This window comes from Pseudomonas germanica (genome assembly GCF_019614655.1).
Classification (GTDB): Bacteria; Pseudomonadota; Gammaproteobacteria; order Pseudomonadales; family Pseudomonadaceae; genus Aquipseudomonas; species Aquipseudomonas neuropathica.
Map to the genome: position 1 here is coordinate 2,710,962 of NZ_CP071586.1, position 20,933 is coordinate 2,731,894.

General features: G+C 59.6%; 19 protein-coding genes. 8 read left to right on the forward strand and 11 right to left on the reverse strand.

Features of this window, described 5'->3' with window-relative positions; translation table 11 throughout:
- Positions 1 to 6: 6 nt before the first annotated feature.
- From J0G10_RS12095 to J0G10_RS12140, 10 genes are read right to left on the reverse strand one after another with little or no spacing between them, the layout of a single operon-like run.
- Positions 7 to 1,143, reverse strand: a complete 1,137-nt coding sequence (locus J0G10_RS12095) for a glycosyltransferase (protein ID WP_095047547.1) — start codon at positions 1,141 to 1,143, stop codon at positions 7 to 9.
- Positions 1,136 to 2,104, reverse strand: coding sequence for a glycosyltransferase (locus J0G10_RS12100; protein ID WP_095047546.1), 969 nt, complete (start codon positions 2,102 to 2,104; stop codon positions 1,136 to 1,138). The genes J0G10_RS12095 and J0G10_RS12100 overlap by 8 nt, the downstream gene beginning before the upstream one ends.
- Complete coding sequence (locus J0G10_RS12105; protein WP_095047545.1) at positions 2,101 to 3,468, reverse strand: O-antigen ligase family protein; 1,368 nt, start codon at positions 3,466 to 3,468, stop codon at positions 2,101 to 2,103. The genes J0G10_RS12100 and J0G10_RS12105 overlap by 4 nt, the downstream gene beginning before the upstream one ends.
- Entirely contained in the window at positions 3,465 to 4,556 is a 1,092-nt protein-coding gene (locus tag J0G10_RS12110; protein ID WP_220558546.1) for a glycosyltransferase family 4 protein, read from the reverse strand. Before J0G10_RS12110 ends, J0G10_RS12105 begins: the two co-directional genes overlap by 4 nt.
- On the reverse strand, positions 4,553 to 6,142 hold the full coding sequence (locus J0G10_RS12115) for a GumC family protein (RefSeq protein ID WP_095047543.1): 1,590 nt from the start codon (positions 6,140 to 6,142) through the stop codon (positions 4,553 to 4,555). The genes J0G10_RS12110 and J0G10_RS12115 overlap by 4 nt, the downstream gene beginning before the upstream one ends.
- A gap of 16 nt (positions 6,143 to 6,158) precedes the next feature.
- Positions 6,159 to 7,181: a polysaccharide biosynthesis/export family protein gene (locus J0G10_RS12120; RefSeq protein WP_220558547.1), complete on the reverse strand. Its 1,023-nt coding sequence runs from the start codon at positions 7,179 to 7,181 to the stop codon at positions 6,159 to 6,161.
- Between the two features lie 21 nt (positions 7,182 to 7,202).
- On the reverse strand, positions 7,203 to 7,850 hold the full coding sequence (locus J0G10_RS12125) for a CpsD/CapB family tyrosine-protein kinase (protein WP_220558548.1): 648 nt from the start codon (positions 7,848 to 7,850) through the stop codon (positions 7,203 to 7,205).
- On the reverse strand, positions 7,850 to 8,596 hold the full coding sequence (locus J0G10_RS12130) for a sugar transferase (RefSeq protein WP_095124748.1): 747 nt from the start codon (positions 8,594 to 8,596) through the stop codon (positions 7,850 to 7,852). Before J0G10_RS12130 ends, J0G10_RS12125 begins: the two co-directional genes overlap by 1 nt.
- Positions 8,597 to 8,614: 18 nt before the next feature.
- A complete protein-coding gene (locus J0G10_RS12135) occupies positions 8,615 to 9,652 on the reverse strand; it encodes an NAD-dependent epimerase (RefSeq protein WP_095047541.1) in 1,038 nt (345 codons plus the stop codon).
- The gene (locus tag J0G10_RS12140) at positions 9,649 to 11,001 is read right to left on the reverse strand and encodes a UDP-glucose dehydrogenase family protein (RefSeq protein ID WP_095124747.1); all 1,353 of its coding nucleotides are present in this window, start codon (positions 10,999 to 11,001) and stop codon (positions 9,649 to 9,651) included. Before J0G10_RS12140 ends, J0G10_RS12135 begins: the two co-directional genes overlap by 4 nt.
- Before the next feature lie 387 nt (positions 11,002 to 11,388).
- Here J0G10_RS12140 and J0G10_RS12145 point away from each other — a divergent pair, with 387 nt between their 5' ends.
- The 7 genes from J0G10_RS12145 to J0G10_RS12175 all read left to right on the forward strand — a co-directional run bounded on the left by J0G10_RS12145 (position 11,389) and on the right by J0G10_RS12175 (position 18,737).
- Positions 11,389 to 13,086: a sulfatase-like hydrolase/transferase gene (locus tag J0G10_RS12145; RefSeq protein ID WP_095124746.1), complete on the forward strand. Its 1,698-nt coding sequence runs from the start codon at positions 11,389 to 11,391 to the stop codon at positions 13,084 to 13,086.
- A 199-nt stretch (positions 13,087 to 13,285) separates the two neighbouring features.
- The gene (locus tag J0G10_RS12150) at positions 13,286 to 13,939 is read left to right on the forward strand and encodes an ABC transporter ATP-binding protein (RefSeq protein ID WP_095047538.1); all 654 of its coding nucleotides are present in this window, start codon (positions 13,286 to 13,288) and stop codon (positions 13,937 to 13,939) included.
- Complete coding sequence (locus J0G10_RS12155) at positions 13,936 to 16,407, forward strand: ABC transporter permease (protein WP_095047537.1); 2,472 nt, start codon at positions 13,936 to 13,938, stop codon at positions 16,405 to 16,407. The genes J0G10_RS12150 and J0G10_RS12155 overlap by 4 nt, the downstream gene beginning before the upstream one ends.
- Positions 16,397 to 17,464, forward strand: a complete 1,068-nt coding sequence (locus J0G10_RS12160; protein ID WP_220558549.1) for a lipocalin-like domain-containing protein — start codon at positions 16,397 to 16,399, stop codon at positions 17,462 to 17,464. Before J0G10_RS12155 ends, J0G10_RS12160 begins: the two co-directional genes overlap by 11 nt.
- A gap of 167 nt (positions 17,465 to 17,631) precedes the next feature.
- Positions 17,632 to 17,874 (forward strand): hypothetical protein, encoded by a 243-nt coding sequence (locus tag J0G10_RS12165; RefSeq protein WP_095047535.1) that lies wholly within the window; start codon positions 17,632 to 17,634, stop codon positions 17,872 to 17,874.
- A gap of 10 nt (positions 17,875 to 17,884) precedes the next feature.
- Entirely contained in the window at positions 17,885 to 18,067 is a 183-nt protein-coding gene (locus J0G10_RS12170) for a hypothetical protein (RefSeq protein WP_180700107.1), read from the forward strand.
- A gap of 85 nt (positions 18,068 to 18,152) precedes the next feature.
- Positions 18,153 to 18,737: a hypothetical protein gene (locus J0G10_RS12175; RefSeq protein ID WP_095047534.1), complete on the forward strand. Its 585-nt coding sequence runs from the start codon at positions 18,153 to 18,155 to the stop codon at positions 18,735 to 18,737.
- Between the two features lie 339 nt (positions 18,738 to 19,076).
- On the opposite strand, the gene J0G10_RS12180 is transcribed toward J0G10_RS12175, so the two are convergent.
- Positions 19,077 to 19,886 carry a glycosyltransferase family 2 protein gene (locus J0G10_RS12180; protein WP_220558550.1) on the reverse strand — a complete coding sequence of 270 codons (810 nt, stop codon included), beginning with the start codon at positions 19,884 to 19,886 and terminating at the stop codon, positions 19,077 to 19,079.
- 224 nt (positions 19,887 to 20,110) lie between these two features.
- Between J0G10_RS12180 and J0G10_RS12185 the strand changes: the two genes are divergently transcribed.
- Positions 20,111 to 20,923 carry a VanW family protein gene (locus J0G10_RS12185; RefSeq protein ID WP_220558551.1) on the forward strand — a complete coding sequence of 271 codons (813 nt, stop codon included), beginning with the start codon at positions 20,111 to 20,113 and terminating at the stop codon, positions 20,921 to 20,923.
- Positions 20,924 to 20,933 lie beyond the last annotated feature (10 nt).

Here is a 20,933-nt window from a genome sequence, read left to right on the forward strand (position 1 = left end):
GTCCTCTCAACGATTCTGGTCAGGATTCCACTGTGCGTAACGTTGCCCGCGCAGGAACTGCCACAGACCGACGCTCATGCCGGCCAGCGTCACCAGCAGGAACGCCGCGAGGCGGAACGGCTTCGGCAAACGGTGTTGCGAATCCAGCAGGCCGGCGATGGCCACCGCGTAACCGAGCAATTGCGCAACCAGGCTCAGGCGATAGAAACCGTGCTCGTTCCACAGCCAGAAATTGCTCAGCAGCAGCGGCAGCAAGAGAATCGGCGCGAGACGGCGGATCAGTTTGTGGCTGATCAAGGCAATGGAATAAAGACCGTACTTGAACGGGTTCAGCAGGGCGCTGCGTTGCGCCAGGCTTTGCAGGCCACCGACGGTAACGCGCTGGCGGCGGCGCCATTGCTTGCCCGCTTCGTCGACGCCCTGGTCGATCACTTGCGCCTGGGGTACGTAAACGATGCGTTTGTGCGCGACCGGCGCGCAGGTACTGATGAAGAAGTCGTCGTTGACCTCGGCCGGTACGTTCTGGAACAGCTCGCGGCGCAAGGCGAGCAGGGCGCCGTCGGCGGAGACCATGCAGCCGGTGCGATTCTCGACCCGGCGCAACCAGCCTTCGTAGTGCCGATAGAGGCTGTCGCCAATACTCAGGCCGCCACCGGTGACCGGGATCACCATGTGCCCGGCGCAGGCACCGACCTGCGGATCGCTCAACGGCGCGAGCAAATGGCCGAGGGTGTCGCGCGACCATTGGTTGTCGGCGTCGGTGAACACCAGAATGTCGCCGCTGCTCACGGCGACGCCGGCATTCAGTGTGGCGGCTTTGCCCTGGCGCGGCAGGTCGAGGACGGTGATGCGCGGATCGATCACTTTGTGCGCGCAGGCCACGGTGTCATCGCTGGAACCGTCGCTGGCGAGAATGATCTGCAGCGTGGCGGGCTGATAATCCTGGGCCAGCAGCGTGCGCAACTTGTGCTCGATGTGCCGCGCCTCGTTGTGCGCGGCGATGACGATGCTGACGTTCAGCGGCGGTGCCGGCGCGTGCCGCCAGGCCGGGAACAGCGGCGCCAGCAAGGTCAGCAGCAGCGGATAGCCGATGTAGGCGTACGCAGGCAGCACAAGGCACAGGCAAAAAATGAATTCAGCCACGGGCGGGCCTCCTGGCGTTCCAATGACACAGACCGAGAATCAATGCCGCGCTGGCCAGGTGCAGGCGCACCCAGTGCAGACCCCAGAGTTGCAAGGTCAGGTTGACGTTATGGTGGCGAATGCTTTGCCGCACGCTGAGCAACAGACTCGGCAGCAGGCCCAGCAACAACAGCATCAGTGCTGGCTGCGTGTAGCCAGTCAACAACGCCAGAATCGCCAGCGCATCGAGCAACCACACCAGCAATGACAGCAACGGAAAACGCAGCAGACGCAGGCTCATGCCGTGGGCGCGCAGTAATTGCAGGTGGCTGCCCTGACGCCACAGCTCCTTGCCGATCCATTCGCGCCACGTCATTTCATAGCCCCAATGCAGGGCGACGCTGGTATTGACCGACAGCAAGCGAGCACCGTGCCTACCCAGACGCAGGGTGTATTCCTTGTCCTCACCGGTGCGCAGGGCTTCGTTGAAACCGCCGACGTTTTCGAACCACTGCCTGCGCATCAGCAGGTTCGCACTGGGCAGCCATTGCACGGTGCGAGCAGCGTGGCTCGACGGACGCAAAGAGCGACGCTGCCACGCGGCGGCATACCATGGCGCGGCGGCAGGGGTGTGCAGGTCCAGGCCGAAGACGTCGCCCTGGGCATCCGCAGCCAGGGCGAACATCTGCTTCAGCCAGTCTTCGGGCATTTCGATATCGGCATCAATGAACGCCAGCCATTCACCGTTGGCAACCGTTGCGCCACGATTGCGCAAGGCGCCGATCAGCAGGCCGGGCAGCACCAGCACCTGTGCACCGAATGCGCGGGCGATCTGTGGCCCGTCATCAGTGGAACCGTTGTCGACGACGATCAGTTCACAGTCGATGTCGGCGGCGTTCGCGGCTTTGCGAGCGGCCAGGAGGGTGCGGCCGATGTGCCGTGCCTCGTTGTACATCGGAATGACAATGCTGATTCGGCTCATGCTCTGGCCTCCGTCAGCGGCGCTTGCTCGGCTTTCAGGCGCAGCACCCAGGTCAGCGCAAGCATGATCCACAGGTATTTGAGGTTCGGCGCGCTGAGAAACATCAGAAACAATGTCAACGACAGAAAACTCATTCCCAGATGGGTCATCAGGTCGGCGTGCTGCCATTCGCGCCGTTGCAGCCATTCGCGTCGTGCGCGGATCAGGTTGTAGAAACCCTGCACGAGCATGCCGACAAACAGCAGGCCGGCGGGAATCCCCAATTCGCTGAAAATCTCCAGGTAAGTGTTATGCGCCCTGCGATACAGGTCGCCGATCTTGCGGTTGGCCGAGAATGCCTTGGCATAACCGGTGGTCGCATAGTGCAACGGGAAGGTCCCGGGGCCCGAGCCGAGCAGCGGATGCTCGCGGATGATCTGGCTGCCGACGACAATGTACGAGGCGCGACGGCCGAGGGATTCATCCTGAGCCTTGGCCCCGGCGCTCAAGATACTCAGCGACTGGATGCGCGCCAGGTAACCGGCAGGCATCGCATATATCGCCAATGGCAGCACGATGGCGGCGCCGAGCATGGCGAATCCGAAATGCCGCGGACGGATACGGTTGAGGTGCTGGCGGTAATGCCAGACCCCGATCGCCAGACTCAAGGCCAGTACCACCAGGCCTGAGCGCGACTCCGTTTTGGTCATGCCGCCGAGCAGCAAAAGGCAGCAGCCCGCCCAGAACAAGCGGTGTAGCAGGTTCGGGCCGCGAATCACCAGCAGTAGGCCCAGCGGCACGGCGAAGGCGATGAGCAGAGCAAAGGCATTCGGGTCATCGAGCAGGCCGGCGGCGCGGCCCTTGTCCTGGAATCGGCTGGAAAACATCGCCATCGCGCAGGTGGCGCTGACGCTGAGCGTGACCAGCCGGGCGAACAGATCGAGGTTCAGCTCGCGGCCGATCAACAAGGTGATCACGAACAGAATCAGGCCCACGCTCAGTTCACGCAGATGACTCTGTGACATGCCCATGTTGTCGGTGGCGAGCAGGCTCAGCAGGTACAGCGCCATGAAACCGATCAGGTAGCGCCACAGATTGCTGCGCAGGCGCTGCGATGGAATCTGGTGCAATACCAGTTGCAACGCCAGGATCAGCGCCAGCGAAGCACCGAGGAATTTGCTCCCGGAAAACGCGCTGTCCTTGAAGAATCCTTCAAACGGCACCAGCGCGGCAATGCCCAGCAGGCCCCACGACGGTTTGCGGTACAGCACCGTGAAACCCAGCAGCCCCAGCACTGCCCCCGGCGCCAGATACGGATAAGGACTGACCAGCAAAGCCATGCAGACCAGTGCCAGCAGGCTGACGATCGAGAGCGGGAAAATCATGCGCGTGCCTCCCGTGCCGTGTGGATGTACAGCTGCGACCAGCGTTCAGCCAAAGCCTTGAGGTCGTAGCGCTCCTGTTGTGTGCGTCTGGCGTTGTCGCGTAGTTGTGCGGCCAGCTTCGGTTCGGCCAGCAACGTGTCGAGCTGACGGGTGAGGGCGGCGGTATCGGTCGGTGCGGCGAGCAGGCCGTTGTGGCGGTCCTGCAAGACATCGGGAATGCCACCGACCGCGAACGCCACCACCGGCACACCGGCCTGCATCGCTTCGAGCAGAATCATCGGCGTACCCTCGGTGCGCGAGCTGATCACCAGCGCATCGAGTTGCTGCCACCAGCCTTGCATTGCCGTCTGATAGCCCGGCAAGCGAATCCGCTGTTGCAAACCGGCAGCGTCGATACGCGCCTGCAAGGCCTCATGTTCCGGACCGTCACCGAGCATCACGGCGTCCAGTTGCGGATGCTGGTGACACAAAGCAATCAGCGCATCGAGAAACAGATCGGGGCCTTTCTCGCTGCTCAACCGACCGACGTAACCGACCAGCCAGCGTTGTCGTTCCAGCGCCGGCGGCATCGCTGGCGCCGCTGGCAAACCGTTGGGAATCACCTGCAACTTCTCGGCACGAACGCCAGCCCGACGGTGCAGCACAGCGATGCTTTGCGCGACGCAGACCACCCGCCTCACCGAGGCAGTGCGGCACAGATGCAGGCTTAGCCAGGTGTAGAGCTTCTGCTTGCGACTGCGCGGGGTGAAACCGTGCTGAGTGATCACCAGCGGCAGGCGCAACACAGTGGCGCCGACCCAGCCGAACAGCAGCCCTTTGAAGTTGTGCGTGTTGAGCAATGGCTTGTCACCCCGGCGCTGATGCAAGAGCCGCAGCAGTCCGCCGAGCCCGGCACAGCCGCGAGCGTCCACCCCGGCCTGGCGAAAACGCTCGATCAGCTCTGGTGGCGCGTCGAGGAACAGCACTTGATGCTGTCCCGGCGTCGCCAGGCAATGATCCAGCAACATCCGCTCGGCTCCGTAGAAGCCGCCGCTGCTGAGCAAATGAATGATCGGCAGGGCGACGCACGGGGTGGACGCCGCGTTCAATTGCGCACCCAGTGAACCAGGCTCGGCACGGTCCAGTTCTTGTGCGGATTGCCCGGCTGCGACGTTTCTTCGTTGAGCACCAACAGCACCGGCAGGCCCAGTTCATGACTGATTTGCGCCGGATGCTTGAAGCGGTGATCGAAGAACTCACGTACATAGACGAAGGCAATGGCCAGCAGCAGACCGGTGAGCAGACCAAACGGAATGATCAACATCGGTTTGGGAAACGCCGCCTCGGTCGGTTCATACGGCGGGCTCAAGACACGGGCGTTGGACAAGTCGTTGTCCAGCGCGCGCGTCGTGCTGCTTTCGGCAAAGCGTTGCGCATAAGTTGAAAACGCTGCGTGCAATGCGCCGATCTCGGTGTCCATCTGGCGCAGCTTGCTTTGGGTTTGCTGCAATTGATGGATGCGATTCTTGAACTCGGCAATGCGCGCGGTTTTCTGCTCGATGACCTGGCTGACCACCGACAGGTCGATCGTGCGCTCCTGGATGCGGTTGTTGACCACTTTGAGGAACTGCTGGCGTGTGCGGGCAATCTGCTCGCGGGCCAGCAACATCGGTTCGCTGCTGGGCTGAAATATCGCCAGGTCGTTCATATAGCGGCTGACCTGAGTGGTCAGCGCCTCGCCCATCTGCCGGATCTCGCGATCTTCGAACGCGATGTTGTCCACCGTCGTCGTGAAGGTGAACGGAAAGGTGTAGTCATTGAGTTTGTTGGTGTTGGCGGTGGCCAGGCTGGTTTTCAGGTAATCGAGCCAGCGCTGGCTTTGCAGCAAGCGATCGCGATACAGGTTAAGTGCCTGCTCTTCGGTGTTGATCGCGTTGAGGCGAAAGGTGATTTCCTCTTTCGGATCGGACGAACCGACGCTTTCCAGCAGGCTCAGCCGCTCGCCTTCCAGACCATCGAGGCGGACCTGATACTGATGCTTCTTGGTCTCGTAGAACGAGTGCGGCAGCTCGATCGATTGCAACGCCTGACGATCGACCAGATAGTTTCGCAACAGCGTGGCAACGAACGTCGTGCCTTGGGCGGGGTCAGGAAAGCTGTAGACGATCGAGATGACATTGGAACCCGGCAGGGTTTCGATCTTCAGATTGTCAATGGCTTCCTGGGTCAAGCCATCCAGTGCCGTGTCGCGCACCGGATCGGTTTCCATACCCAATGCATCACGCAGCGGATTGATCACGTATTCGCGCAGCGGCGTGCTGACGTAACGCTTGAACGGTTCGGCCAGTTTGCTGAGCATCCCCGGCGGCGGGTTGTACTGACCCTGATCGCGCAGTTCGCTGATGGTCTGACGAATCAGCGCCGGCGAACGGAGGATATTGCTTTCGGTCTCCATGTCCGCCAGCGATGGCGGAATGAAGGTGGCGCTGTCCTGGGTCAGCGAGGTGGTCGCATCGCCCTGAGACAGCTTTTTCGACTGCACGATCACCTGCGCGGTGATATCGAAGCTCTGTTTGAGCAACAGCGGCAGCAACAGCGCGATCACTGCAAAGATCAGGAAGATGCGCTTCACCAGTTGCTTGTTGGCGAAGAAAATCCTGAAGAACTCGTGCAGGTAATTTTCTTTTGGGTTCATGTCGTTCACCTGAGAGTCAGTTGTCACTGCCTTTGTTGTCGACGCGGTAGCCGAAGCTGAACCCCACGCCCTGGAACAGCACCACATCGGCCAGTTGGCGGGCGAGTTCGCCGGCGCTGGCCAGTTTGGTTTTCGGTACGTAGAGCATGTCGTCCGGTTGCAGGTAGGCGATCTGTGGCGCATCGCCCGACAGTGCTTTCTCGACGTCGTAATTCATGGCCTGCACCTGATTGCCGTTGCGCCGCATGATCACCACCGAATCGAGACGCGCCTTGACGTTGGTACCGCGTGCCAGGGTCAGCGCCTCAAGTACCGACACCGGCCGGCGGATCGGGTACGAGCCCGGTTGAGCGACTTCGCCGAGCACGTAGATCTCGTTGCCGGCGGTGGATTTGAGCAGCACATCCACAGTCATCCGTCCTGGCAGTTGCGCGTACTTGCTGTTGAGGAAGGTTTCCAGTTGATTGACGGTCATGCCTTGCAGCGGCACAGCGCCGATTTCCGGAAAACTCGCATAGCCATCGGTACCCACGGTGATTTCACGGCTCATGCCGGTGGCCGGGTGGTTCAGCGCGCTTTTAAGGTTTTGCTCATTGCTCAGCGGGCTCAGAATCTGCACCGAGAGCTGATTGCGGTTGGGCTGGAACAACTGTTTGCGTTGATAGGCGCGCTGGATTTCCTGCCGCGCCTCGTCGCTGGTCAACCCGGCGATTTTCACCGAGGTGTTGGCGCCCGGCAGTTCGATGGTGCCGTCAGGCAGCACCAGTTGCGTGCCGTTGAGCTGACTGGCAGCGGTGAAGTTCAGGCCGATCTGGTCACCTGACTGCACGCGGTAAGCGTCCGAGCCGCTGGTGCTGATGTGGAAGATCACGTCCAGCACATCTTTGGGGCGCAAGGTCTGCTCGACTCTGGGCATGTCGGTGGCCTGCGCATTGCCCGGTGTGGCGGTGAGGATATTCACCGGCATGTTGCGGGTGTCGGAATTGCTGGAGCAGCCTGCAAGCGGCAGCAACAGCAGGACAAGCATTTTGGCGTTCATGGCGTCATCCTTTGCGTTCGCTTACAGGTTTTTGTAAAGCCATTTGGGCATGTAGTACTTGCGCCGGTTGAACACGCTACCGACCACTTTTGCCCCGGCCTGAGTCAGGCGTTGCACGGCGGCTTGCGCGACTTCCCAGCGGGTGTCTTCGGCGCGTACGACAAGCACCACGCCATCGACTTGCGTGCTGATGACCAGCGTGTCGGCGTCGGAGTACACCGCGTCGCCATCGATCACCACAAAGCGGTACTGGCTGCCCAATTGATCAAGCAACGGGCTCAGGCGCTCTGCGGTCAGGTGTTCCAGGGTGCGGATCGGCCGGCCGTTGGGCAGCACGTGGAACGGCAGGCTCGAGACCTGCACCACGCAGTCCTGCAACAGCGGCGGTTTGTCGGGGTTGAACAGCAAGTCGCGCAGGCCGCGCTCCTTGCTCAGGTTCAACTGCTGGGTGAGGTTGCTCGCCGACTGACTGGCATCGACCAGCAGCACTTGGCCGCTGCTCATTTGCGCCAGTTGGCTGGCCAGCGCCATCGCGCTTGTGGTGGTGCCAGCGCCCGGGTTGGCAGCGGTCAGGAACAGGATCCGCAGATCGAGATCCAGCACGGTCGAGGTCAGGTTCGATTCGCTGGGGTTGGCGATGTTCAGGCTTTTGTTGGTTGAACCGTCCATTAGCTTGCTCCGTGGCCGCTGAATACTTTGAAGGGGGTTTTCAACAGAATCTTCAGATCAAGCAGAAGGCTCTGCTCGGCGATGTAGCTGAGGTCCAACTCAACGCGCTGGTCGAAGTCGATATTGCTGCGTCCGGAGATCTGCCACAGGCCGGTCATGCCCGGATAGATCGCCAGACGGGCGAGGTGATTGTCTTTGTAGCGATAGGCGTTGAACGAGGTCGGACGCGGGCCGACCAGGCGCATGTCACCGGTCACCACGTTGATCAGGTTCGGCAGTTCATCGAGGCTGGTGCGCCGCAGAAAACCGCCGATGCGGGTGATGCGCGGATCGTGGTCGATTTTGAAATCGATGGCGTCGGCACCGTGCTTGTTGAGGTGACGCAACGACTCTTTCAATTCTTCGGCGTTGGCGACCATGGTGCGGAATTTGTACATGCCGAATTTGCGACCGCGGTAGCCGGTGCGCTTTTGTACGAACATCACCGGGCCTTTGCTGGAGTATTTGATGGCCAGTGCCAGGCCCAGCAACAGTGGTGAAATCAGTACCAGAATGACTAGCGCACCGAGGCAGGCGACCACGCGATTGGTGCGTGACAGTTGCCATGGCCGACCTCCGTCGCGGCCCGTGAACCAGCCGCGACCCTGGCGATGAATCGCCGCGTCGAGACGCATTCGGTGCTCGGGATCCACGCGCTTGTCGCGGCGCATTTCTAGGATCGGTACACCTTTCTCATGTCCAGTCATGGAGTCCTCCACATGAATTCAGCCGCGAACGGCGCGTGGGCGATAGGCAGTGGGGTAGTAGTCGCGGAACCAGGCGATAAAGCGTCCGAGTCCCTCATCCAGCTCTATCCGGGGCTGAAATCCGGTGGCCTGGGCCAGATCGCTGGCCTCGGCGCAGGTGTTGAGTACGTCACCCGGTTGCAGTGGCAGCAGCTCGACAATGGCTTTCTGGCCAAGGTGTTTTTCCAGCAGCGCCAGGTAGGTTTTCAGCTCGACCGGGTGCTGTCCGCCGATGTTGAACAGGCGCCATGGCGCCATGCTGCTGGCCGGGTCGGGCTGCTCGCGATCCCACTGCGGGTTGACCTGCGGTGGCTGATCGATAAGGCGGGTGATGCTCTCGATGATGTCGTCGATGTAGGTGAAGTCGCGCTGGTGCTCGCCGTAGTTGAACAGCTTCAGCGGTGTGCCTTCGCTGATCGCCCGGGCGAACTGGATCGGCGACATGTCCGGCCGACCCCATGGCCCGTACACGGTGAAAAAGCGCAGGCCGGTGCAGGGAATGCCGAACAGGTGGCTGTAACTGTGCGCCATCAGCTCGTTGGCTTTCTTGGTTGCGGCGTACAGCGACAGCGGGTGATTGACGCCGTCTTTCACGGAGTAGGGCGTGTGCTGATTGGCGCCGTACACCGAGCTCGATGACGCGTAGATCAGGTGTTCGACCGGGTGATGCCGGCAGCTCTCGAGAATATTGAGGAAACCGTTGAGGTTGCTGTCCAGATACGCCTTGGGATTGTCCAGCGAGTAACGCACCCCGGCTTGCGCGGCGAGGTGAATCACCACTTGTGGACGTTCGCGGACAAACAGCGCTGCGATGGCCGAGGCATCGGCCAGGTCAACCGTAGCGAGCTGGAAATCGCCGGCCTGCTCGCGCACCCACTGCACGCGGTCGTGCTTGAATTGCGGGTTGTAGTAGGCGTTGAAGTTGTCCAGACCGACCACTGAATGCCCGTCGCGCAGCAGCCGCAGCACGCAATGGGCACCAATGAAACCGGCCGCACCGGTGACCAGCACCTTCATGGCCGTAGTCCTTCAGGCGCAATGTGGCGCAGGCCGATGCCGCTGTAATGCAAACCAGCGGCGGCGACTTGTTCCGGGTTGTACAGGTTGCGGCCGTCGATGATCACCCTCGAACGGAGCTTTTCGGCGAGCAACTCGAAATCGACCACGCGGAAGTTTTTCCACTCGGTGCAGATCACCAGTGCGTCGGCGTCTTCCAGGGTGTCGTCGCGGGTGGCGCACAGGTGCAGATCGTTGCGGTAGCCGTAGAGGCGCCGGCATTCGGACATCGCTTCCGGGTCGTAGGCCTGCACGCTGGCTCCCTCGGCCCACAGCGCATCCATCAGATAGCGGCTCGGGGCTTCGCGCATGTCATCGGTGTTGGGTTTGAACGCCAAGCCCCAGATCGCGATGGACTTACCGGCCAGGCCTTGCGGGAATTGCGCTTTCAGTTTGCTGAAGAGGATGTGCCGCTGCAGGTCGTTGACGTCGGTGACGCTGCGCAGCAGTTTCAGCGGCATGCCGTTGTGTTCGGCGGTGTGCAGCAGCGCGCGCAGGTCTTTGGGAAAGCACGAGCCACCGAAGCCGCAGCCCGGATAGATGAAGTGGTAACCGATGCGTGGATCCGAGCCTATGCCTTTGCGCACTGCTTCGATGTCGGCACCGAGCAGTTCGGTGAGGTTGGCCAGCTCGTTCATGAAACTGATGCGCGTGGCGAGCATGGCGTTGGCGGCGTACTTGGTCAGCTCGGCGCTGCGGTTGTCCATGAACATCAGTTTTTCGTGGTTGCGGCAGAACGGCGCGTACAGCTCGCTCATTTGCTCGCGGGCCGCGTCATCGCGGGTGCCGACGATGATCCGGTCCGGGCGCATGCAGTCGGCGAGGGCGCTGCCTTCCTTGAGGAATTCCGGGTTGGACACCACCCGCACTTGCAGATCAGTCTTGCCGCGACGCAGCAATTCGCTGTTGGCGGTGGCCAGCACCTGATCGGCGGTGCCGACCGGCACCGTGGATTTGATGATCAGCGTGCGATCGGCCTCCATGTGCGAGGCGATTTGGCGGGCGACGTTGAGCACGTGGCTGAGATCGGCAGAGCCGTCCTCATCGGCGGGGGTGCCTACGGCGATGAAAATCAGCTCGGCATGCTCGACCGCGTCACTGGCCTGGGTACTGAACAACAGGCGGCCGGCCTTGATGTTTTCCTCAAGCGTGCTGGACAACCCTGGCTCACTAATGGGCGGCACTGCTTGTTGCAGTTGTTTAATTTTGTTTGGGTCAATGTCCACGCATAAAACGCGATGACCGACATCTGCAAGTGCGGCGGCTTGTATAAGTCCGACATAGCCAGTGCCAAATACGCTCACGTCCATCTGCGCACCTCAATAACACCAAAAGTTAACTACGGAATGAGATTGTTAAAGGGGTATAGCGCAGCGTTTGAAAAGCGTGTCAGCAAAATGACATGTTGCATCTGTATAACACTTGAGCATTTTTTGGCGATTGGCCATCAAGTCATTGCTGCGATTGAATTTGTTGCTTTTGTGCAGATTTGTTCAGATTTTAAATAAGCGATAAACGGTCTTAAGCCTTTAATTTAAAGGCTTGTAGCGTTTGAGCTGTGTCAGATTTGAGTCACCGTTTTTTTGACGCTTTCTACTGAAAACAGTCAATTCTTGCGCTTTGATGGCCGGGTGCTAGTGTCAGGTTCTGACTGACAAACCTTTGACTCCCTGCCGTTTTGCCCGATCGGTATCGCCATGTTCAGATATGCCAAAGAAATGTTCTTAATTGTTTATTTACTGATTTATTCCGAATATTACATTGATCGGTTAAATGCTATCGGCCTCAGTTTTTCTGTACTTCTTTTTGGCGCGATGTTTTTGGCGCTGACTTTAGCGTTATATCTAACGGCGTATATAAAACAGGCTCTCATTCGCCACGTTTTCGCATTGGCAATGTTTGTCTCGGCAGTGTTTTTCGATGTCTATACCCGGGTCACGGCGGATTACCTGACCTACAGCGGTTTCGTTTCATTGGTTTACTCCGGCGGTTTCATCCAGGAAGCGGCGTACCAGTACCGGGACGCGATCCTGCGTGGCGTGCTTAGCGGTTTGCTGTTGCTGTTCGCCATCGGTCTGAAACCCCGCCATAGCCTGGCGATTCCCAACGCCTTGCGTGTGGCGGCGCCGCTGTGTGGTGTGCTGCTGCTCAGTGCTGTGCTGTTTTTGCGTGCGGGTGAGGGCGCCCGGGGTTTGCCGATCATGTACACGCCGCTGGCCTACCTCAACCTGTTTGCCTACGAAGCGCTGCACAACACCGTCGGCCCGCGTGAACCGGTGACGCTGGCGCGCAACTCGCAAGCGGTCGGCCACGATATCGTGCTGATCATCGACGAAAGCATCTCCGGCAATTACCTGGACATCAACGCGCCGTTCGGCGTGCACAGTAACCTCAAGCAGGCGCACGCCGGCGTCGACATCTTCAATTACGGCTTCGCCGCGTCCATCGCCAATTGCAGCGCCGACACTAACGTGACCCTGCGTTACGGCGGCACCCGCGCCGACTACATGCGCATCAACACCACGTTGCCGTCGATCTGGCAGTACGCCAAGAAGGCTGGGCTGCGCACCGTGTACATCGACGCCCAGCGCACCGCCGGCAATCTGCAGAACCTGATGACCGATACCGAGAAGAAGGACATCGATCAGTTCGTGCAATTCGACCAGACCAGCGTGCGCGACCGCGACATGGCAGCAGCGGCGAAGCTGATCGAACTGCTCAACGACGACAAGCCGGAGCTGGTGGTGATCAACAAGGTCGGCGCGCATTTTCCGGTGCACGACAAATACCCGGATGCGTTCATGGCTTACCGCCCGACCTTGCCGCGCGGGCAGTTCACCGAAGTGGCCGATACCGGCGAGCGCAACGGCTTCAATGGCCAGCCGGATGACTGGGTGCTGTATCGCAATGCCTACAAGAACACCCTGTTGTGGAACGTCGGCGAGTTTTTCGCGCGGGTGTTCGCCCAAGGCAATCTGAACAATGCGCTGCTGATCTACACCTCTGATCATGGCCAGGATCTGCACGAGCGCGGTAATCCGGGGTTGAACACCCATTGCGGTGGTGATCCGGTGGAGGAGGAAGGGTTGGTGCCGCTGGTGGTGATTCAAGGCAGTGCTCTAAAGACGCTGGACTGGTCGGCACAACTGGCGGCGAACAAGGATCGTTCCAGCCACTACAACATTTTCCCGACGCTGTTGCAGTTGATGGGCTATGACCTGGCGGGGATCGAGGCTGTTTATGGCAAGCCACTGAGTGTCGCGACGGCGGATGAGTTCACCTTCAACTACCGCTTCAATGCGCGGTTGGGGGCCAAGCCTGAGTGGAAGCACATTGATCTGGGCAGCATTGTCACGCCGTCGCAGGCGCCGACGAGTGTGGCGGCTGGTCAGTAGACTTTGTGCTGGCAGGACTGGCCCCATCGCTGGCAAGCCAGCTCCCACAGTGTTTTAGGGTGAATTCAATACTTGTGAGCAACGTCATTCCCTGTGGGAGCTGGCTTGCCAGCGATGAGGCCATTGAGTTCACTGCAAGATTCAAGTCTGTCATCGCCATCCGCTATCCTTGCCCCACACTGACCGATCAGGTGGCGGCATGCTTCGTGTTGAAAACGTCTTCAAAAGCTATCTCACCCCGCAAGGCCCATTGCCGGTGCTGCAAGGCGTCGACCTGACGCTGGAATCCGGCAGCAGCCTGGCACTGATGGGCGAATCCGGCAGTGGCAAAAGCACCTTGCTGCACCTGGTGGCCGGCCTCGACAAAGTCGACAGCGGCAGCATTCGCAGCGGCGAGCATCGTCTTGAGGCGATGAACGAAGCGCAACTGGCGAACTGGCGGCGTAGCGAAATCGGCTTGGTGTTCCAGCAGTTCAACTTGATCGGCAGTTTGCGCGTCGAGGACAACCTGGCGTTTCAGGCACGCCTGGCCGGGCGCCACGAGCCGCGTTGGCAGGCGCATCTGGTGCAGCGTCTGGGCTTGGGCGATTTGCTTAAGCGTTATCCCGAGCAACTTTCCGGTGGTCAGCAGCAGCGGGTCGCGTTGGGCCGGGCGCTGGCCTCGCAGCCGAAATTGCTGTTGGCCGATGAGCCCACCGGCAGCCTCGACGAAGCCACCAGCGACGAAGTATTGCGGTTGTTGCTGGAATTGCTCGATGACACGCCAACCACTTTGTTGATGGTCACCCACAGCCCGCGAGTCGCGGCCCGATTGGCGCAGCGAGTGGTGTTGTCCAGCGGGCGGCTGACGTGATCGTTTTCCGACAAACCCTGCGTGCGCTGCTCAGCCATTGGCGGCGTCATCCAGTGCAGTTTTTCAGCGTGCTGACCGGCTTGTGGCTGGCGACCAGTCTGCTCACCGGCGTGGAGGCGCTGAACAGTCAGGCGCGCGACAGTTACGCGCGGGCCAGCCAATTGATCGGTGGCGAACCGCAGGCCAGTCTCAGTACGCCGAACGGGGCGACTTTTGCGCAGCAATGGTTCGTTGATCTGCGCCGAGCGGGCTGGCCGGTATCGCCGCTGTTGCAGGGGCGGTTGCTGCTCAAGGGCATTGAGAATCAGCGGCTGCAATTGATGGGTATCGAACCGGTGTCGTTGCCGGCCGATTCGGCGGTGGCCGGGCAGGCGTTGCCGATTGAGCGTGTTGTCGAGTTTTTCACGCCACCGGGCAGTACGTGGATTTCACCGGAAACCTTGCAGGCGCTGGATCTGCGTGAAGGCGACACGCCGCAAACGGCTAATGGTCTGCGATTGCCGCCGCTGCTCGCGCAAAAGGACATGGCGCCCGGCGTATTGCTGGTGGACATCGGCGTCGCGCAAACCCTGCTTGAACAACCCGGACAATTGTCGCGCCTGTTGCTGCCCAAGGATTTTCACGCCGAGTTGCCGGCCTCCTTCAAAGGTCTGTTGCAAATCAAAAGCAGCGGCGAGGAAAACAATCTGGCGCGGTTGACCGAGAGTTTTCACCTGAATCTCGATGCGTTAGGGTTTTTGTCATTCGTGGTGGGCTTGTTCATCGTCCACGCTGCGATTGGCCTGGCTCTTGAGCAACGACGCGGTCTGCTGCGTACGTTGCGCGCCTGCGGGGTCAGCGCGCGGATGTTGATCGTGTGCCTGATCGTCGAACTGGGTGTGCTGGCGCTGATCGGCGGATTGTTCGGTGTGATCAGCGGCTATTGGCTGGCGAGTGTCTTGCTGCCGGATGTCGCCGCCAGCCTGCGCGGTTTGTACGGCGCGGAAGTGGCGGGGCAGTTGCGCCTCAGTCCGTGGTGGTGGTTCAGCGGCATCGGTTTGAGCCTGCTCGGCGCCTTGCTCGCCGGGTCCAACAGTCTGCTGCGCGCCGCCCGTTTGCCGTTGTTGGCCGTAGCGGATCCGCAAGCCTGGCATCAGCAATATGCACGTTGGCTGCGTCGACAAGGCTGGCTGGCGGCAGTGCTCGGTTTGCTGGCCTTGGTGGCATTGATCTGGGGCGACAGTCTGGCCAGCGGTTTTGTCCTGATGGCCGGGTTGCTGATCGGCGCAGCGTTGGCTTTGCCAGTGTTGCTCAGCGCGCTGTTGAATCAGTTGCTCGGGCGCAGTCGCTCGGTGCTGGGGCAGTGGTTTCTTGCCGATTGCCGTCAGCAACTGCCGGCACTGAGCCTGGCGCTGATGGCGCTGCTTTTGGCACTCGCCGCCAACATCGGTGCCGGCAGCATGACCGCCGGTTTTCGCCAGACCTTCGATGACTGGCTCGAACAACGCCTGAGCGCCGAGCTGTATATCAACCCGAGCAATCCGGCACAGTCGCGGGAAATGTACAGCTGGCTAAAACAGCAGCCGAACATTGCGGCGATTCTGCCCAACTGGCAGGTCGCGGTGACGTTGCAGGGCTGGCCGGCGGAAGTGTTCGGCATCATCGATCACGCGTATTACCGCCAGCACTGGCCGTTGCTCGATGTCAGTGGCAGCGACCCGTGGGCGCATCTGGCCACGGATGATGCGGTGATGCTCAGTGAGCAAATCGCCCGGCGCCTGAAACTACACGTGGGTGAACACGTGGCGATTCCGACACCCAACGGCACTTGGTCGCCGCGCATCGTTGGCATCTACGCCGACTACGGCAATCCCAAGGGGCATTTGCTGGTCAGCATCCACCACCTGCTGCGCGGCTGGCCGCAACTGACGCCGAACCGCTTCAATTTGCGTATTGACCCGCAGAATATCCCGGGACTTTTAGCAGCATTGCAGACGCGTTTTCAACTCGATGACAGTCGCATCGTTGATCAGGCGCGGCTCAAGGGCTGGTCGGTGCAGGTCTTCGAACGGACCTTTGCGGCGACGGCGGCGTTGAACAGTTTGACCCTGGCGGTGGCGGGTGTGGCGCTGTTCATCAGCCTGCTGACGCAAAGCCAGAGTCGCCTAGGTCAACTCGCACCGCTGTGGGCGTTGGGCGTAACGCGGCGGCAATTGATGCTGCTCAATCTTGGTCAGACCTGGCTGTTGGCGGTGCTGACGCTGGTGTTAGCGTTGCCGTTGGGGATCGCGCTGGCATGGTGCCTGGATGCGGTGATTAACGTTCAGGCGTTTGGCTGGCGGTTGCCGTTGCGGGTGTTTCCGCTGCAATTGCTGCAATTGATGGGGCTGGCGTTGCTGGCGACGTTACTGGCCTCGGCGTGGCCACTGTACTCGCTGTACCGCACGCAACCGGCGGACCTGTTGAGGACGTTTGCCCATGAGGATTAACTTCGTTGTGCTGATGATTTTGTTGCTGCTCGGCGGTTGCGATCAATCGGCACCGGAGCAGAAGGGCTTCGCCGGGATGGGCAATCAGGCGATGGCGTTTACGCCGGTGGTGCCGGGGCGGGTGTTCAGTTTTCCGGCAGATCACGCTGCCCATGCGGGTTTTCGCATCGAGTGGTGGTACGTCACCGCCAATCTCAAGGATCAGCAGGGTAACGAATTCGGCGTGCAGTGGACGCTGTTTCGCAGTGCATTGAAACCAGTGGCGGAGCAGGCCGGGTGGGCTGATCAGACGATCTGGCTGGGGCATGCGGCGGTGACTTCGAGCACGGTACATCACGCCGCCGAACGTTACGCCCGAGGCGGGGTGGGGCAGGCGGGTGTGCAACTGGCGCCGTTCGAGGCGTGGATCGATGATTGGCGGTTCGCCAGTCAGGCGCAGGATCCCCTGAGCGACCTGCAACTCAGCGCTCGCGACAAGGATTTCGCCTATCAACTGCACCTCACCTCAAGTCGCCCGTTGGTGTTGCAGGGCGACAAGGGTTTCAGCCAGAAATCCGAAGAAGGTCAGGCGTCGTATTACTACAGTCAGCCGTTTTTCCAGGCCAGTGGTACGTTGCAGATCGACGGCCAGACGTACACCGTCAGTGGCCCGGCATGGCTTGATCGCGAATGGAGCAGCCAGCCGCTGACCGCCAATCAAACCGGTTGGGACTGGTTTTCCCTGCACCTGGACAGCGGCGAACACGTGATGCTGTACCGCATGCGCCAGAAGGACGGCGCGCCTTATCTCACCGGCACGTGGATAGCCGCCGATGGCCAGACGCAAACCCTGCGCAGTTCGCAGATTCAGCTCACTCCGCAAGAAACCTCTAAAGTTGCCGGCCGGGCGATGCCGGTGAAATGGTCGATCAGCATCCCCGACAAGCACCTCGACATCAGCCTCGACGCGCTCAACCCCAACGCCTGGATGAACCTGCGCATCCCGTACTGGGAAGGCCCGGTGCACATCAGCGGCAGCCATCCCGGCCAGGGCTATCTGGAAATGACCGGGTACTGAAAAGGTACCCACGAATCCCTGTAGGAGCTGCCGAAGGCTGCGATCTTTTGATGTTGGTTTTAAAAGCAACCTCAACAGATCGCAGCCTTCGGCAGCTCCTACAAAGGATCGGTTTGAACTTGGGTTGGTGTGTTGTCCTCTACAGAAAAACCTGTCGAGGATTTGCCATGAGCGACGACCTGCACCCCCCAGACATGACCACCTGGCAGCGCCTTTTCGACGACCAGACCTACTGGCAGCAATCCCCCGACGCGCACTATTTTGACTTGCAACGCGTCGCCGACGACCTGCTCGGCCAAGGCGCCATCGACCTTGAGCAATGGCAGATCCTGCGCGCCAAAGCCGACGACCTGCACAAGGATTCACCCGCGATCAACGTCACCCGTGAACTCGACGACCCCGAAGCTTGAGGACAACCCAATGAAACCCATCACCCAAGACCAACACCCCGACGAACCCCGTCCACCCGGCGAAACCGAACGCGACAACGACGCCCTGCGCCCCACCGACCCGAAACAGCGTGAAAACACTGGCAAAGGCACGCCCAGCGGCGAATCCACCGCGCAGGACACCGCAAAACAACAAACACCCGCCAAGCCCTGAACAGCGTCTATGCTCAGTGGCACGCCCGGCGTCGAAGCCGCTTCAACGCCGGGCGCTGCCATTCATCACAGGGAAAGTATTGATTATGAAGCTCGACGCACTGGCCAAGGCCATCACCCTCGCAACCGTACTGTCCGCCACCAGCTTCGGCGCTCTGGCTGCCGATATTCCGCTGTCTGCCACTGTTGAAGCCGATCAGGTCACCACCAAAGTGATCTCCGTCGATGCCGCCAACCATCAGGTTGTGCTCGAAGGGGCCGAAGGCAAGCCGGTTCACGTTCAGCTCAGTGACAAGGCGAAAAACCTCGCCAATCTGAAGGTGGGCGATCAGGTCAACATCCAGGTACAGCGTTCTGTCGCCGCTTACCTCGACACCGATGTGGATAAAGGTCTGCCTGGCACTACCGAACGTACCGGTGAGTTGCGTAAGGCTCCGGGCAGCGATAACCCCGGTGGCGAGGCGTATCGTCAGGTTCAGGTGCAGTTGAAAATCACCAAAATTGATTTGAAGACAAATCAGGTGACCCTGCAAAACCCGCAAGGTCAATCGAAAGTCCTCGACGTGAAACAGCCTGAAATTCAAGCCAAGCTGAAAGATCTGAAAGAAGGGCAGAGCGTTATTGTCACTTACACCGATATCTTGAAAGTGACTAGTCAACACGAAAGTTGAGTATTAGCTCTACAGAATGATTGTTCTTGTACAGCTTTAAGTATGAGAACAATCATATAAAAAATCTGTAGGAAGTTTCCCGGTAAATATCGGTGGTACACAGTTTTTAACTTTCTGGTACATAAATTTCATGTTTAAGCATGAGGACATATCTGCCAACTTCCATTAAAATCCCTCCCGTTCGCCCAGTGTCAGGGCTCTTTACCGGTGCATGGATTGCCAGGCCATTACACTGGGCGAACACCTCTTCGGAGAAGTTGTATACAATTCTCACAAACAAAAAGGGCGACTTTGAAGTCGCCCTTTTTGTTTGCCATGAATCAAGTTGAAACCTGCACCTCAGGCATTGCCTTGGTGCCCTTGAAAGCGCTTCAGTGTGGCCTGATACATTTTTGTCCTACGGTGATTTGCCCCGTAAGTACCCGCTGCCGCGACAGTTCCTGACTGGATGTGATCCAGATAGCTGAAAATCTTGCGCGGCGACAGAAACTTGATGCCATAGCCCAAGCTGCTCATGCGATCTTGCAGCGCATAACCGGGCACCTGCTCATCCATGCAGAAGTGCAAGCCCTGGGACTTCATCAAACGTGCGTTCCACAATGTGCAGAAACTCTTCAGATGAGTTTCTTTGTAGGGTCTTGGCATTTTCGAGCGCAGGCCAAGACGCACTTTTGCTTTACGAACATAGTGCTTGCAGAAACGCGAAGTTAAACGCCAGGTGTCACGCACAATCCCGCGATTGAGTTGTTCGACACAACCGACTGCAGCCATGTCCGGGGTTTTCGTGCACTCGCGCATCATCATGGCAAACACTTCTTTGTCGTAGACAAAGGTGTCGGTGTGCAACAGAAACAGATAATCGGTGTCGACTTTTTCCAGCGCCAGATCCAGGGCCTTGCCATGCGCAATATGGCCGACTTCCTTGCCCGGCGAAGGCCGTTCGATCAAGTTGATCCAGTCGAGCGTGCGCAAGTAATCCAGACTGGCATCCGCCGAATCGTTGTCCACCACCCACACCGGAATGCGTTGTTCCTGGACATGCTCACGCAAAAGCTCGAGGCACATTCGGGTGATGTCCGGGGTTTTGTAATTTACCAAGACAAGGCTGAAATTCGACGCTGGCTGGGCTGGTAAATCAAACGCTTTCATGTCGGAAGGACTCATCTGCGATTCAAGGACAACAGGGTTTCGTTGCCGCGATCGTAGCGAGGCAACCTTAGTCGAACCTTAATTTGCGGATGTGACGGTAGATGTATGCCGAAGAGAGGCGGTTGGTCTTATGAAATGCATGGGGTGCTGCCGGTCATTACCGGATAAAATGCGCGCCCCTCTCACGGTTCAAGGAAGAAACGGCGCACGCCGTTGTGTCACGGATGAAACCACTTTCCCTCTACCACCCGGCCTTGTACTGGCTGCGCGTGTGGCAAAAAAGACTGTTCCGCCAGATTGCCTGGCACTGTTCCAGCAAACGCTACGCACGCCACGTCGCCATGGCCAAGCGCCTGCCATTTCGCTACCTCAAACACACCTCGAAACTCATCCGCAAACTCGGCGACTCCGACCTCGCCCTGCAACACAACAAAGTCATCAACCTCAAACTCGCCGTCGCCGCCATCGACGGCGTCATCATCGCCCCCGGCGAACACTTCTCCTTCTGCCGCCTCGTCGGCCGCCCGACTGTGAAGCGCGGCTACGTTGAAGGCATGGAACTGTCCTTCGGCGAGGCACGACGCGGGGTAGGCGGTGGCATTTGCCAACTGAGCAACCTGATTCACTGGATGGCCATTCATTCGCCGTTGGTAGTGGTCGAACGCTCCAACCACAGCTTCGACCCGTTTCCGGATGAGGGGCGGGTGCTGCCGTTTGGATCCGGGGCGGCGATCTTCTACAACTACGTTGATCTGGTGCTGCACAACCCGACGGATCGGAGCTTTCAGCTGAAGTTGAACGTCGGCGAGACACAACTCGAAGGGGAGTTGCTGTGTGATCGGGTGAGGGAATATCGCTATCACGTGTTCCAGGAGGCACACCGGTTTGTGCGGGAAGGCAGCAGGGTGTTTCGCGAGAACGAGATTTGGCGAGAGGTCAGGGAAAAAGGGCAGGTGGGGGCATTGGTGGAGCGGGAGAGGCTTTATCGGAATCGGGTCGTGGTGAAGTATGAGGTGGCGGGGGAACTGGTTGAATAGATGCATTGTG